Annotated in this window: 15 protein-coding genes; 13 read left to right on the forward strand and 2 right to left on the reverse strand. The window is 70.2% G+C overall.

Going from position 1 to position 13,666, the window contains the following annotated elements; genetic code table 11:
• Positions 1–12 precede the first annotated feature (12 nt).
• The 3 genes from KYX17_RS03575 (at position 13) to KYX17_RS03585 (ending at position 2,643) form a co-directional block, all read left to right on the forward strand.
• A complete protein-coding gene (locus KYX17_RS03575) occupies positions 13–1,242 on the forward strand; it encodes a phosphotransferase (RefSeq protein ID WP_283818071.1) in 1,230 nt (409 codons plus the stop codon).
• A complete protein-coding gene (locus KYX17_RS03580; protein WP_243225421.1) occupies positions 1,239–1,637 on the forward strand; it encodes a hypothetical protein in 399 nt (132 codons plus the stop codon). The genes KYX17_RS03575 and KYX17_RS03580 overlap by 4 nt, the downstream gene beginning before the upstream one ends.
• 103 nt (positions 1,638–1,740) lie before the next feature.
• Positions 1,741–2,643 carry a tyrosine-type recombinase/integrase gene (locus KYX17_RS03585; RefSeq protein WP_243225422.1) on the forward strand — a complete coding sequence of 301 codons (903 nt, stop codon included), beginning with the start codon at positions 1,741–1,743 and terminating at the stop codon, positions 2,641–2,643.
• A 21-nt stretch (positions 2,644–2,664) separates the two neighbouring features.
• On the opposite strand, the gene KYX17_RS03590 is transcribed toward KYX17_RS03585, so the two are convergent.
• Positions 2,665–3,258, reverse strand: a complete 594-nt coding sequence (locus KYX17_RS03590) for a murein hydrolase activator EnvC (RefSeq protein ID WP_243225423.1) — start codon at positions 3,256–3,258, stop codon at positions 2,665–2,667.
• Between the two features lie 298 nt (positions 3,259–3,556).
• On the opposite strand from KYX17_RS03590, the gene rpsB reads away from it, so the two are divergent.
• From rpsB to KYX17_RS03630, 8 genes are all read left to right on the forward strand, one after another.
• Positions 3,557–4,429 carry a 30S ribosomal protein S2 gene (gene rpsB / locus KYX17_RS03595; protein WP_243225426.1) on the forward strand — a complete coding sequence of 291 codons (873 nt, stop codon included), beginning with the start codon at positions 3,557–3,559 and terminating at the stop codon, positions 4,427–4,429.
• Positions 4,430–4,470: 41 nt separating this feature from the next.
• On the forward strand, positions 4,471–5,298 hold the full coding sequence (gene tsf / locus KYX17_RS03600; RefSeq protein ID WP_243225429.1) for a translation elongation factor Ts: 828 nt from the start codon (positions 4,471–4,473) through the stop codon (positions 5,296–5,298).
• A 93-nt stretch (positions 5,299–5,391) separates the two neighbouring features.
• Entirely contained in the window at positions 5,392–6,108 is a 717-nt protein-coding gene (gene pyrH, locus KYX17_RS03605) for a UMP kinase (RefSeq protein ID WP_243225431.1), read from the forward strand.
• Between the two features lie 71 nt (positions 6,109–6,179).
• On the forward strand, positions 6,180–6,734 hold the full coding sequence (gene frr, locus KYX17_RS03610; RefSeq protein ID WP_243225432.1) for a ribosome recycling factor: 555 nt from the start codon (positions 6,180–6,182) through the stop codon (positions 6,732–6,734).
• Positions 6,735–6,740: 6 nt separating this feature from the next.
• The gene (locus KYX17_RS03615) at positions 6,741–7,886 is read left to right on the forward strand and encodes a phosphatidate cytidylyltransferase (RefSeq protein WP_243225433.1); all 1,146 of its coding nucleotides are present in this window, start codon (positions 6,741–6,743) and stop codon (positions 7,884–7,886) included.
• Between the two features lie 28 nt (positions 7,887–7,914).
• A complete protein-coding gene (locus KYX17_RS03620; RefSeq protein ID WP_243226168.1) occupies positions 7,915–8,472 on the forward strand; it encodes a DivIVA domain-containing protein in 558 nt (185 codons plus the stop codon).
• Positions 8,473–8,520: 48 nt separating this feature from the next.
• Positions 8,521–9,228 (forward strand): transglycosylase SLT domain-containing protein, encoded by a 708-nt coding sequence (locus KYX17_RS03625; protein WP_243225434.1) that lies wholly within the window; start codon positions 8,521–8,523, stop codon positions 9,226–9,228.
• A 12-nt stretch (positions 9,229–9,240) separates the two neighbouring features.
• Positions 9,241–9,528, forward strand: a complete 288-nt coding sequence (locus KYX17_RS03630) for a hypothetical protein (RefSeq protein WP_243225435.1) — start codon at positions 9,241–9,243, stop codon at positions 9,526–9,528.
• Between the two features lie 56 nt (positions 9,529–9,584).
• On the opposite strand, the gene KYX17_RS03635 is transcribed toward KYX17_RS03630, so the two are convergent.
• Positions 9,585–10,637, reverse strand: coding sequence for an AI-2E family transporter (locus KYX17_RS03635; protein ID WP_243225438.1), 1,053 nt, complete (start codon positions 10,635–10,637; stop codon positions 9,585–9,587).
• A 175-nt stretch (positions 10,638–10,812) separates the two neighbouring features.
• On the opposite strand from KYX17_RS03635, the gene KYX17_RS03640 reads away from it, so the two are divergent.
• Both KYX17_RS03640 and KYX17_RS03645 read left to right on the forward strand, forming a co-directional pair.
• The gene (locus KYX17_RS03640) at positions 10,813–12,726 is read left to right on the forward strand and encodes a glycosyl transferase (protein WP_243225440.1); all 1,914 of its coding nucleotides are present in this window, start codon (positions 10,813–10,815) and stop codon (positions 12,724–12,726) included.
• Positions 12,723–13,655 (forward strand): tetratricopeptide repeat protein, encoded by a 933-nt coding sequence (locus tag KYX17_RS03645; RefSeq protein ID WP_243225442.1) that lies wholly within the window; start codon positions 12,723–12,725, stop codon positions 13,653–13,655. Before KYX17_RS03640 ends, KYX17_RS03645 begins: the two co-directional genes overlap by 4 nt.
• The last annotated feature ends 11 nt before the right edge of the window (positions 13,656–13,666 follow it).

The raw sequence follows: 13,666 nt of genomic DNA on the forward strand, positions 1-13,666 counted from the left end.
TGCAATCGAACGATGCCGAGGGAACGGACGGCCGTCGTCACGGCGGAGGAGCAGCTGATCCGCGATGCGCTGGGCGACGTGCCCGTATCGCTGATCAGCCGGGAACCGCTCGGGGCGGGGAGCGTCGCGGGCTTCACCGTGGAAGGCGCCGACCCCGCGCAGGTCTACTACGTCGACACGTCCGGCATCACGGTCGACGCCGAGACGGGTATGGCGACGGGGGAGGACCCGGCCCACCCGGAGGCGCGGGTCTGGATGCATCCGGCGGACCCGCACCTGCCGGCGCTCGCGCCGGTCGCCTACGCCCATGCCGCCGAGGTACTGCTCGACAGGCTGGGCATCCGCGCGACGGGCCCTGGTGACCTGATCGCCTACCGTCCCGGTCGCCGGGCGGTCGTGCGCATCCCCGCCGGCGAGGGGACCGTCTGGGTCAAGGTCGTCCGACCGCGTCGCGTGCGGCGCATCGTCGACGCGCACGCGGCGTGCGCGTCCGCAGGACTCCCCGTGCCCCCGGTGCGGGGATGGTCACCCGAAGGGCTGGTGGTGCTCGCCGAGGCCGAGGGGCTTCCGGCACCCATCGCGGACTGGCATCCCGCCGGGCTCATCGACGCCGTCGACCGGCTGAGGCCGCGCATCGCCGCTGTCCGGACCTCGCGCCGACTCACTCCGGTCACGGACCGGCTGGACTGGTATGCGACGCACAGCCAAGGCTCGGCCGACGCGATGGCGCTCGTCGAGCGCATCCGCGCCGGCCTCGCGACGCTCGAGCCGACAGCACCGGTCGTCGTGCACGGAGACCTGCATTTCGGACAGCTGTTCCTCAGCGGCGACACGATCACCGGGCTGATCGACGTCGATACGCTCGGCATCGGTGCTGCGGCCGAGGATCCCGCGGCGTTCGTGGCGCATGCGCTCGCGAGTGCGGAGCAGAGCCCCGCGGAAGGGCGCTCGCGACTCCGGTATCTCGCCGGCGAGGCTCTCGACCGCTGGGGAGCGGACCCTGCGGTACGCATCTACGCCGCGACGCACCTCCTCGGGCACGCCATCGCGGCGCGCGACCTCGGAGACCCGCAGCGCGAGGACGCCATGCTCGCAGGAGCGGATCGGCTGTTGCGCCAAATGAACGCATCGAACACCCGCCTAAGAACGGTCTCACGAGCGCTTTCGATTGCGCTTAGCCCGGGTGGCGACGATGGAGGAAGGACATCGGCTCTCGCCGATCGAGAAGAGGAGTGGACATGAGCAGGAAGAGATGGATCGCCTACGGAGTGACCGGAGTGGTCGGGCTCGGTGTGGTCGCCGGCGGAGCCGTCGCGACTGCCAGCACGATGGATCTGCAGACGACCGAGGGGACGGTCATCCCGGGCGGTGTCGTGACGAACCGCGGTGACGTCCTGGACACCCAGACCGTCCGGCTCCAGCAGACCGACACCTCGGTGACCGTCGTGACCGGCCCCACGGCCGCGACCGCGACGTCCGCCCCGGATCCTGTGACGTCGCCGTCGCCCACGACGCCGCCGTCCCCGCCCACCGCGCCGTCGCCGGTGACTCCGCCCACCCCCGCGACGCCGCCCACCCCGGCGAGCCCGGCGACGCAGGCGTCCCCGGCGTCAGTCGTGTCCGCCGGCACCAACTGAGTACGCGGCGACATCACGGCGATGCCCCGGGAGCGATCCCGGGGCATCGCCGTACCCGGCGGGGCGACGGCGATCGACGGAGCGGACGGGTCATGCTGGAGTCATGGAGCTGTCCGCGGCCGTCGACGCCTTCGCGACGCATCTCGCCCGGGTGCGGCGGCTGTCGCCGGCGACGGTGCGCGCCTATCGCGCGGACCTGAAGGATCTGATCGCATCCGCCGGGGACGTCCGGGTGGCCGACGTCGACCTGGAGACGCTGCGGGACTGGCTCTGGGCGGCGACGCAGCGCGGCGACGCGCGCAGCACGCTGGCGCGCCGTGCCGCGGCCGCGCGGTCGTTCTTCGCCTGGGCGAAGGACGAGGAACTCGTCGCCGTGGACCCCAGCCTCCGCCTGGTCTCGCCGAAGCGGGGACGAACCCTGCCGACCGTCGCCTCGCGGGACGGCATGCGCGCCCTACTGGACGAACAACGTGCGGCGGCGGCAGGCGGCGACCCCGAAGCACTCCGCGACCACGCGATCCTCGAGATGCTTTACGCCTCGGGGATGCGCGTCTCCGAACTCTGCGGACTCGACCTCGACGACCTGGACCAGGATCGTGCGACCGCTCGCGTCCTCGGCAAGGGCGCCAAGGAGCGCGTCGTGCCCTACGGGCGTCCGGCGCGCGACGCGATCGCGGCGTGGTCGACCCGGGGGCGCCCGGCGTTCTCGGCGCGCGCCGAGAACGCACCGCCTGCCGTTTTCCTGGGCGCCCGGGGCGGGCGCATCGGCCCGCGCGCGGTGTACGCCCTCGTCGCCCGGACGCTGGGCCCCGTCGTGGGAGCGGAGAACGTGGGCCCGCACGCCCTGCGCCACTCCGCAGCGACGCACCTGCTGGACGGCGGAGCGGATCTGCGTGCGGTCCAGGAGATCCTGGGTCACGCGAGCCTCGGCACGACGCAGATCTACACGCACGTGTCAGCAGAGCGGCTGACGGCGACCTACCGTCTCGCCCACCCGCGGGCGTAGTGATGCCGCGTGCGCGCGCCGTCACAGCGGTGCGCAGCACGGCAGCAGCACCGCGCGTTCCACCGGCCCGAACATGGCCATCGGATCCACGTACACTCCGTGCAGGCGCAGTCCGACATGCAGTGACCCGGGGGCTGCATGCCCGCCGCCGGCCGTCGTGCCGATCGCGTCGCCGGCACGGACCGTCGCACCGGGAGCGAGGTCCGACGCGACGGGTTCGAAGGTGGTGACCAGCCCGCCGCCGTGGTCGATCGTGATCAGCGGACGGTCCACGACCGTGCCGACGAAGGCGACCACTCCGTCCGCCGGTGCCCGGACCCGGCCGTCGTCGACCGCGATGTCGATGCCGCGGTGTCCCGGTCCATACTCGTGCGCGGGCGCGACGAACGGCTCGAGCACGGACCGAGGACCGGCGGTCGGCCAGAGCCAGTCCGCCGCCGCATCCGGAGCTTCGTCCGTCGCCGTGCCCGGATCCCGGGACCGGGCGGGTGCGTCAGCGCCGCCGGCCGGCCCGCCCGCTGCGGCGGCGGGGGAGGCCGCTCCCAGTGCGAGGACCAGCACGATGGATGCGACGAACACTCTGCGGAGGCGTCGGCGATGCGGTCGCAGTGTCATCACCCCATCGTGGGACACCGGGGCTCGACCGGTCAGCACGATCCCCGCATCGGTGCATGATCCGCAGGAAGAACGCGGCCTGTGCAGGGCGAGTCGTCGCGGCCGGATCGGGTACACTGGAACCCGCACCTCGATTCCGGGGTGACTACGCGTGCCCAGAGCGACTTCGGTCGCGGCATCCACTCCCGCAGGTCCCGTTCGCAGAACGGGTGGGTGTGCGCCGAGCACCAGGATCGACGATCGACCGATCGGCGAAGCAACCTCAACGGCGTGCGAACGCCAGAACAAGGAGACGACCATGGCTGTGGTCACCATCCGCCAGCTGCTCGACAGCGGCGTGCACTTCGGACACCAGACCCGTCGGTGGAACCCGAAGGTCAAGCGCTTCATCCTCACGGAGCGCAGCGGCATCCACATCATCGACCTGCAGCAGTCCCTGTCGTACATCGACAAGGCCTACGACTTCGTCAAGGAGACGGTCGCGCACGGCGGCACGATCCTCTTCGTCGGCACCAAGAAGCAGGCGCAGGAAGTCCTCGCCGAGCAGGCGACGCGCGTCGGCCAGCCGTTCGTCAACCAGCGCTGGCTGGGCGGCCTCCTCACCAACTTCTCCACCATCGCGAAGCGTCTCGCCCGCATGAAGGAGCTCGAGGAGCTCGACTACGAGAACCCGGCCGCGTCGGGCTTCACGAAGAAGGAGCTCCTGCTCAAGAAGCGCGAGCTGGACAAGCTGCACAAGTCGCTGGGCGGAATCCGCAACCTGGCCAAGACCCCCTCCGCTCTGTGGGTCGTCGACGCCAAGCGCGAGCACCTCGCCATCGACGAGGCCAAGAAGCTGGGCATCCCGGTGATCGGCATCCTCGACACCAACGCCGACCCGGACGACTTCCAGTACCCGATCCCCGGCAACGACGACGCGATCCGCTCCGTCTCGCTACTGACCCGCATCATCGCGGATGCCGCGGCCGAGGGCCTGCAGCAGAAGCACAACCCCGAGCAGGGCGACGCCGAGCCGCTGGCCGAATGGGAGCGCGAGCTCCTCGAGGCTCCTGCGGAGAACGCGGACGCCGCCGCCGAGGCTCCCGCCGCTGAGGCCGCCGACGCCGAGGCTCCCGCCGCCGAGTCGACCGAGGCTCCGGCCGAGGACGCCGCGGCCGCAGACGCCAAGTAATCCCGCGAACACACACATCACGAAGCAAGGAGCCACCACACATGGCCAACTTCACCATCGCCGACATCAAGGCGCTGCGTGAGCAGCTCGGCACGGGAATGGTCGACACCAAGAAGGCGCTCGAGGAGGCCGACGGCGACGTCCAGAAGGCCGTCGAGATCCTTCGCCTGAAGGGTGCGAAGGGCAACGCCAAGCGCGCTGACCGTTCCACCAGCGAGGGCCTGGTCGTCGCTCGCGAGCAGGACGGCGCCGTGACGCTCGTCGAGCTCGCCTGCGAGACCGACTTCGTCGCCAAGAACGACCGCTTCATCGCGCTGGCCGACAAGGTCGCCGACGCCGTCTCCGCCGTCAAGGCGAACACGGTCGAGGAGGCGCTCGCGGCCGACGCCGGCGGCCAGACGGTCGACCAGCTGATCTCCGACGAGGCGGCCATCATCGGCGAGAAGGTCGAGCTGCGCCGCGTCCGCACGCTGACCGGCGACCACTTCGAGGTCTACCTGCACCGCACCAGCAAGGACCTGCCGCCGCAGATCGGCGTGGTCGTCGCCTACTCGGGCGACGACGCCGAGACCGCTCGCAGCATCGCCCAGCACATCTCGTTCGCGAACCCGTCGTACCTGTCCCGCGAGGACGTCCCGGCGGCCGACGTCGAGAAGGAGCGCGAGATCGTCACCGAGATCTCCCGCAACGAGGGCAAGCCCGAGGCGGCTCTGCCGAAGATCGTCGAAGGCCGCGTCACCGCGTTCTTCAAGCAGGTCGCTCTGCTCGAGCAGGACTACGCCAAGGACAACAAGCTGTCCGTGGCCAAGGTCGCGCAGGACGCCGGCATCACCGTGACGGACTTCGCGCGCTTCAAGGTCGGAGCGTAACGACGTCGGAGGGGTTCGGATCCGTGAGGGTCCGAACCCCTTCTTCATGCCCGCGAGGCACTATCTTGAATTCGGGACGAGAGGATTTCACCCATGACTGAACGCACCGGACGCCGCCGCGTCCTTCTCAAGCTCTCCGGCGAGGCATTCGGTGCCGGTCAGCTGGGTGTCAACCCCGACGTCGTCAGCCAGATCGCCCGGGAGATCGCCGCGGCAGTGGACGAGGTCGAGATCGCAGTCGTGGTCGGCGGAGGGAACTTCTTCCGCGGAGCGGAGCTCAGCCAGCGCGGCATGGACCGCGGACGCGCGGACTACATGGGGATGCTCGGCACCGTCATGAACGCCCTCGCTCTGCAGGACTTCCTCGAGCAGGCCGGCGCCGCGACGCGCGTGCAGTCCGCCATCTCGATGACCCAGGTCGCTGAGCCGTACATCCCGTTGCGCGCGGAGCGCCACATGGAGAAGGGGCGCGTGGTGATCTTCGGGGCCGGCGCCGGTCTGCCCTACTTCTCGACCGACACGGTCGCCGCTCAGCGCGCCCTCGAGATCGGCGCACAGGAGGTGCTCGTCGCCAAGAACGGCGTCGACGCGATCTACACGGCCGACCCGAACAAGGATGCCTCGGCGACGCGCATCGACCGCGTGACGTATCGGGAGGCGCTGCAGCGCGGACTCAAGGTCGTCGATTCGACGGCGTTCAGCCTCTGCATGGACAACAGCATGGACATGCGGGTGTTCGGCATGGAGCCGTCCGGGAACATCACGCGCGCGCTTCTCGGAGAGACCATCGGAACGCTCGTCACCGCCTGAGCGTCGCACGCGGGTGCCGCGGCATCCGCCCCGATAGAATTGCCAGAACACCCCAGACGATTGGAGTCGCCGTGATCGCGGACGTCCTCGCAGATACCACCACCCGGATGACCAGGGCGGTCGAAGCCGCGAAGGAGGACTTCGCCACGGTGCGCACGGGGCGGGCGAACCCGCAGCTCTTCCAGAAGGTCATGGTCGACTACTACGGGTCGCCGACGCCGCTGGCGCAGCTCGCCTCGCTCGCCAACCCCGAGGCGCGTTCGCTCATCATCACGCCGTACGACAAGTCGGCGCTCAAGGCGATCGAGCAGGCGATCCGGGACATGCCGAACCTCGGCGCGAACCCGTCCAACGACGGCAACATCGTGCGCGTCACGATGCCCGAGCTCACGCAGGAGCGCCGCAAGGAGTACGTCAAGCTCGTCCGTTCCAAGGGCGAGGACGCCAAGGTCCACGTCCGCGGCATCCGTCGCAAGGCCAAGGACGAGCTGGACGCGCTCAAGAGCGATGTCGGCGAGGACGAGATCGCCCGCGGCGAGAAGGAACTGGACGCCCTGACGCGTCAGCACGTCGACCTGATCGATGAGGCGCTGAAGCGCAAAGAGGCCGAGCTGCTCGAGGTGTGAGCGGGAATGACTGACGAATCCGGGGGAACGCCGCCGAACGAGGCGCCGACCAGGCGCAGCGCTCGCAAGCGCGACGCGGCCGCCGTGCCGCTCAGCGACAGCGCGTTCCCCGGGTTCGACGCACAGGCGGTGCCTCCCAAGCCGCCGCTTCCCGTCGAGCCGGACGGCGCGCGGGCGCCCGCGACCGAGCGTGCGTCGACGGGGGAGCACAGCGCGATCCGCGAGCAGTGGCGCGCGGCACGCGGCGAGTTCGAGAACCACGTCTCGCACGCGCGCGACCAGCTGGATCAGGCCAACGAGCGCATCAAGGAGCGCACCGGGCGCGACCTGATCGTGGCGATCCTCATCGGTCTCGCTGCGGGGGCGGTGCTGCTCGGGTCGTTGCTGTTCATCAAGTGGCTGTTCGTGCCGATCGTGCTGGCGATCGCGCTGCTGAGCATCTACGAGCTCGGTCTCGCGCTGCGCGGAGCCGGTCGGCGCGTCGACCTCGTTCCGCAGCTCGTCGTGGGGACACCGCTTGTGCTCGCCGGGTACTTCGCCGAGCCGTGGCTGTGCTGGGTCGCGCTGTTCGCCGCGGTCGCCGTCGTCATCGTCTGGCGCCTCGTGGCGCAGATGATGACGCAGGACGGCCGCACGTACGGAGACGTGCTCGGCGACGTGGTGGTGGCCGGATTCATCCAGGTCTACGTCCCGTTCCTCGCGAGCATCGCGCTCATCCTGCTCTCCCAGGAGGGCGGGGAGCTGTGGGTCCTCGGCTTCATCATCATCGCCGTGGCAGCCGACACGGGCGCCTACGCGTCGGGTCTCGCATTCGGCCGGCACCCGATGGCGCCGCGGATCAGCCCCAAGAAGACCTGGGAGGGCTTCGCGGGTGCCGTCGTCGCCGCCGTCGGCGCGGGCGTGCTGCTGGCGCTGTACCTGCTGGAGATGCCGTGGTGGGCCGGCGTGATCCTGGGAGCGGCCGTCCTGCTCTCCGCGACGCTCGGCGACCTCGCCGAATCGATGCTCAAGCGCGACATCGGGATCAAGGACATGAGCTCGTGGCTGCCCGGCCACGGCGGCCTGCTCGACCGCCTGGACAGCATCCTGCCGTCGACCATCCCGGCGCTGTGCCTGTACTTCCTGCTGTCGCCGTGGGTGAGTCTCGGATGAGCCGGATACGCTGGTGACCGTGACAGACGTGCAGAACAGGCCGGCGCCGTCGGCATTCACCCTGACGACCGGGCGCACCCGCGGGTACCACCCGGCCGCTGTGGACACCTTCCTCGAAGCGGCCAAGGCCAGCTTCGAGCGGGATGACGATGCCCTGTCCGCCGAGGACGTCCGCGTCGCATCGTTCCCGCTGGTGCGCGGCGGCTACGTCGTCGGCGAGGTGGACGCCGCTCTCGGCCGGATCGAGGACGCCTTCGCCGCCCGGGTCCGCGATCGGGCCGTGCGCACCGAAGGGGCGACCGCCTGGGTCGAGCAGGCGAGGGCGGAGGCTCAGGTCATCCTCGACCACCTGGCGCGCCCCAAGCTGCACAAGTTCGCGCGCGTCGGCTGGCTCACCTTCGGCTACCGCGCCGAGGAGGTCGACCACGTCGCGCGCCGCATCGTCCGCTACCTGCGCGACGGAGACGAGCTGTCGGTCGAGCAGCTCCGGTCCGCCGCCTTCCGGATGCAGCGCGGAGGCTACCGCGAGGAGCAGGTGGACGCCCTGCTGGACGCGACGATCGAGGTCATGCTGGCCGTTCGCTGAGCGTTCTCATGGTGTCTCCAGGACGCCCTGGTCTACACTGGGCCTATTGTGACTTCATCCCACGAGTCTGATCAGGTCGTCGCGCGCACCGCTCCGGTTCGCTCCGACGTCGTCGCCCCTTCCTCCCGGCCCGCGCCCGCGCGGGCGCGTTGGTCGCGGCGCCGTGGGGTCGCCGGTGCCCTCGCCTCCGTCGCGGTGGTGGGTTTCGCCGCTGCCATCGTGGCCCCGACCGGTTTCGCGCTGGCCGATCCGTCCGAGTCCGCGCAGGCGCAGACCACAGTGTTCTCGCTGGCCGCGGAGGACTCCCAGGATCTGCGCGTGACCGTGGAGGGATCCACCTTCGCTCCCGTCGAGCGGGGCTCCTACGACGTGTACGTCACCCCGACGCCGACTCCGACGCCCACCCCGGAGACGGCCTCCTCCTCGGGCTCGGGGGATTCCGGCAGCAGCAGCGGGAGCCGTCCGAAGTACACCGGCGGGGGTTCGCCCGCCGAGTGGATGGCCGCGGCGGGAATCGCCGAGAGCGACTGGGGATTCGTCGACTACATCGTCTCCAAAGAGAGCGGCTGGAATCCGAACGCGACGAACTCGTCGTCCGGCGCGTGCGGTCTCGTCCAGGCGCTGCCCTGCAGCAAGGTGCCCGGGAACGGATACGACCCGGTGGACAACCTGCGCTGGGGCAACGGCTACGCCACGGGGCGCTACGGCAGCTGGGAAGGCGCGTACAACTTCTGGCGCAGCAACCACTGGTGGTGACGCCGTCCCGCCATGCCCCGATCCCGTAAGAGGCGCCAGGAGCGCTCCAGCACCGACGACTCCTTCGACCGCCTCCTCGCGGGATGGAAGCGCACCGAGACCCGTCGTGGTCAGGAATGGGTGATCCAGCCCGTCTCGGCGCTGCAGGCGCAGAAGGAGTACGTCTGCCCGGGGTGCGGCCGTCCGATCTCACCGGGGGTGGCGCACCTGGTCGCCTGGCGCGGCGACGGCGTCCTGGGGGACGCGGCCGACCTGGCCGCCCGGAGGCACTGGCACACCCACTGCTGGAGGCTCGGATGACCCTCGGGATCCGAGGGCTGCGTTCCTGACGGGGGAGTCTCGCAGCCCCGCCGGTATCACCGCTCGTTCATGCGCGGGATGACGACCTGCCGGTAGATGATGAGGATGCTGGCGGCCACAGGGATCGCGATCAGTGCGCCCAGCAGGCCGAGCAGCGAGCCGCCGGCGAGAGCCGCGACCACGACCACGGCACCGGGGACGGACACGGCGCGGCTCATGATGCGCGGCGAGATCACGTACGCCTCGATCTGCATGTAGATGAGGTAGTAGATCCCGGCGGCGATCGCCGTGGCGGGGGAGCCGAGACCGGGGATGAGGCAGGTCAGCACGATGATCGTGGACCCGGTCAGGGTCCCGACCAGCGGGATGAGCGAGAAGAAGAACGCGACGACCGCGAGCACGGCGGGGAACGGCGCCTGAATGATCGACAGGTAGACGGCGCTGAGCACGCCGTTGATGACGCCGAGGCTGACCTGACCCATGACGTAGTACCCGACGGAGTCGGTGATCTGGTCGGCGAGGTCGATGAAGCGCGGACGCTTGGACGCCGGGATGAGCTGGTACACCGACCGCTTGAGCGACGGCGTCGACGCCGTCAGGTAGATCGTGAGGATCAGGACGATGAACGCGCCGAAGAGGCCGTTGACGACCGTGAGGCTGGCGTTGATGACCCCGCCGGTGATGCTTCCGACGTTCGCGAGCAGCCAGTTCTGCGCCTCGGTGAGGATGCGGTCGATGTCCAGAGCGGGGAAGACGCTTCCGAGCCAGTCGCGCAGGTCTCCCCAGACGTCGTTGCTTCGCTGCACGAGCTGCGTGATCTGCTCGATCAGCTGGGAGACCTGGGAGATGATGATCGGCAGCACGATGAGCACGATGCCGGCGAACACGCCGAGCACGGCGACGATCGTCGCCAGCACCGCGAGCCACCGGGGGAGCTTGCGCCGCTCCAGCCAGGAGATGACGGGATCGAGCCCGAGGCTGATGAACAACGCGGTCCCGACGTACAGCAGCACCGTCGACAGCGTCTGCACGCTGCCGATGAGCAGGATGCCGAGTCCGACGCCGAGCGTCGCGACCAGCGCCGTGCGGAACGGGTTGTGCAACTTCATGACGGCTCCTCGCAGAACGGGTGAGGCCAGCGTAGTCAGTCGACGACGGACGCCCGCGCAGACCTGCCGGTGAGCCTGCGCGAACGCGCCTGGGACAACACTCAGGTGATTTCGCTAGTCTGAAACGTCGAGCGATGATCCGGCATCGGACCGGATCACGTAAGGAGATCTTTTCGTGCGATTCGTATGGGCCGTCGTGGCCTTCGTCCTGGCCACGCTCCTGATCGGTGCGGGGATCGCTCAGCGCACCCTCTTCATGGGACCATCCAGCGAGGAGCTGGTGCTGGAGACCTCGCAGCCGGAGCCCTACACCCTCATCGACGGCGCCGTGCTGCGCACGCAGGCGGGCCTGCAGACGCTGATCATCCGTGGGGACGGCGAGCTCTTCGCCGCCTACGGCCGCACCACCGACATGGAGGCATGGCTGTCGGACGCGACCTACAACGCGATCACGCTCGGTGAGGACGGCGCTCCGGTGACGACGATCGTCGAGCCGGAGGCCGCCGAGGAGGGCGAGGCGGACGGCGCGACGCCGACCCCGGAGCCGACCGAGAACGCCGCGGCCGAGGAGACGCCGGGGCGGAACCCGGCCGGGTCCGATCTGTGGCTCGACTCCTTCAGCGAGCAGGACCAGATCATCACCGACATGCAGCTGCCCGAGGGGACGAGCATCCTCATCGCACGCGACGGCACCGAGCCGGCACCGGACGACCTCGTCGTCTCGTGGCCGCTGGACAACTCCACCCCGCTGGCGGGGCCCCTGATGGCCGCAGGAGCGGTGGTGCTCGCGGCGGGCATCGTGCTGTACATCCTCGCCATCCGTCACCAGCGTCGCGGCCGAGGGCCGCGACGCAAGGGGCCGGGTCCGCTTCCCGCGACCGAGCCGATCGACGTCGCGATCGACAGGGTCCCGGAGAAGGACGCCATCGAGCAGGCGCCGACCGCCGAGGAGGCGACGACCGAGCCCGACGCGCAGGACGAGCAGCCGGCGAAGGGGGAGGGAACGGCCCGTCGTGTGGCCTCCGCCCGTCGTCGCCGCTTCGCGATCCCCGCCCTGGCGCTGGCCGCCGTGGTCGCGACCGGCTGCTCGGCCGATTCATGGCCGCAGTTCGGTGCCGAGTCAGCGACCCCGTCGCCGACCCCGACCGTGATCGCGCCGGAGAATCAGAAGCCCCCGGCGGTCACCGAGGCTCAGGCGGCGCGGATCCTGCAGAGCATCTCCGACACGGTCGCGACGGCGGACGCCGAGGTCGACATCGACGCGGCGGCGACCCGTCTGGACGGAGCCGCGCTCACCGCGCGCCGCACGGACTACGCCCTCCGCGGCGCCATCGCCGACCGACCCGCTCCGGCGGTGATCCCGACCGACAAGGTGGAGATCCTGCTGCCCCAGGCGACGGACGCCTGGCCGCGCACGGTCCTCATGCTCTCCAAGAGCACCGAGGACGAGGCCGCCGCTCCCGTGATCCTCACCATGACGCAGCAGGATCCGTGGTCGAACTACAAGGTCTCCTACCTCGCCGAGATGCAGGCGTCCGTCGAGCTCCCCGAGCTCGCGCCGGCGTGGGCCGGGACGACTCTGGTGCCGCCGGACATCACGTTCCTCGCGGTCGCGCCGGACGAGCTGGCGACGGCGTTCTCGGATGTCGTCGACCAGGGGGAGAAGAGCGCGTCGTACGACCTCTTCGACGAGGGGGCGCTGACGCTCGCGACCCAGATCCAGGAGAGCCGGAAGACAGTCGTGGACGGCCTCGCGGAGAACGATGCGGCCGAGACGTCCAAGGCTGAGTTCGGGATGGACCCGAGCACGGAGGAGCCCGTCGCGATGGCGACGCTGGACAGCGGCGCGATCGTCGCGGTGTCCGTGCTCGATAGCGAGACGATCACGCCGACCCAACCCGGCGTGGACATCCGGTTCCGCGACGACCCGGTGGCGAAGGCGCTGACCGGCGTCGACCAGTCCGCCAAGGGCGTGAAGACGACCTACAGCATGCAGTTGTTCTTCTCTGTGCCGACGCAGGTCTCGGGTGAGCAGATCCGCCTCCTCGCCGTGCACCAGGACATCCTCGATGTGGAAGTGATCAAGTGAGCGATATCTCTGCGGCCGCGCTGCGCGGCGCCGTCGACCTGTCCGCGCTGCGCAACCGCCCCGCGGCGCCGACTGAAGGCACCGCCGGGGCGCCGGCCCCCGCGGCCGACGGTGCGCTTGTGCGCGACGTCACCGACGAGACGTTCGGTGAGGTCCTCGAGCTTTCCCGCACCGTGCCCGTCGTGGTCGATCTGTGGGCCGAGTGGTGCGGTCCGTGCAAACAGCTGAGCCCGATCCTCGAGCGCGTCACGCAGGAGCTCGCCGGCCGGGTCGTGCTCGCCAAGGTGGACGTCGACGCGAACCCGCAGCTCGCGCAGGGGTTCCGCGCCCAGTCGATCCCGATGGTCGTCGCGCTCGTCGCGGGACAGCCCGTGCCGATGTTCACGGGTGCGGTGCCGGAGGAACAGGTCCGTCAGGTCTTCGATCAGCTCCTCCAGCTCGCCGCCCAGAACGGCGTCACGGGCACGCTGGCCGTGGGGGAGTCCGCCCCTCAGGAGACCGCGGAAGAGCCGCCGCTTCCTCCGTTGCATGCCGAGGCCTTCGCCGCCATCGAGAGCGGCGACTATGCGACGGCCATCCGCGCCTATGAGAAGGCTCTCGCGGAGAATCCGCGTGACGAGGACGCCCGCGCCGGTCTCGGCCAGGTGCGGCTGCTCGATCGCGTGCAGGGTCTGGACCTGCAGCAGGCACGGGATGCCGCAGCCGCCGCTCCGCAGGACGTCGCCGCGCAGTTCGCGGTCGCGGATCTGGACATCGCGGGCGGGCACGTCGAGGACGCGTTCCATCGTCTGCTCGACCTCTTCGCGACCCTTTCCGGCGACGAGCGCGCCGTCGTTCGCGAGCGCCTGGTCGAGCTTTTCGGCCTCGTCGGAGCCGCGGATCCGCGCGTCGTGAACGCGCGCAACCGGCTGTCGTCGCTGCTGTTCTGACCGATCGGGCG

Source organism: Microbacterium sp. CIAB417, assembly GCF_022788845.1.

Bases quoted from the DNA above. Each gene is read 5' to 3' on its own strand.
- KYX17_RS03585 (WP_243225422.1), top strand. From the start codon at position 1,741: ATGGAGCTGTCCGCGGCCGTCGACGCCTTCGCGACGCATCTCGCCCGG.
- rpsB (WP_243225426.1), top strand. From the start codon at position 3,557: ATGGCTGTGGTCACCATCCGCCAGCTGCTCGACAGCGGCGTGCACTTC.
- KYX17_RS03580 (WP_243225421.1), top strand. From the start codon at position 1,239: ATGAGCAGGAAGAGATGGATCGCCTACGGAGTGACCGGAGTGGTCGGG.
- KYX17_RS03575 (WP_283818071.1), top strand. From the start codon at position 13: ATGCCGAGGGAACGGACGGCCGTCGTCACGGCGGAGGAGCAGCTGATC.
- KYX17_RS03590 (WP_243225423.1), bottom strand. From the start codon at position 3,258: ATGACACTGCGACCGCATCGCCGACGCCTCCGCAGAGTGTTCGTCGCA.
- KYX17_RS03630 (WP_243225435.1), top strand. From the start codon at position 9,241: ATGCCCCGATCCCGTAAGAGGCGCCAGGAGCGCTCCAGCACCGACGAC.
- KYX17_RS03635 (WP_243225438.1), bottom strand. From the start codon at position 10,637: ATGAAGTTGCACAACCCGTTCCGCACGGCGCTGGTCGCGACGCTCGGC.
- pyrH (WP_243225431.1), top strand. From the start codon at position 5,392: ATGACTGAACGCACCGGACGCCGCCGCGTCCTTCTCAAGCTCTCCGGC.
- KYX17_RS03615 (WP_243225433.1), top strand. From the start codon at position 6,741: ATGACTGACGAATCCGGGGGAACGCCGCCGAACGAGGCGCCGACCAGG.
- tsf (WP_243225429.1), top strand. From the start codon at position 4,471: ATGGCCAACTTCACCATCGCCGACATCAAGGCGCTGCGTGAGCAGCTC.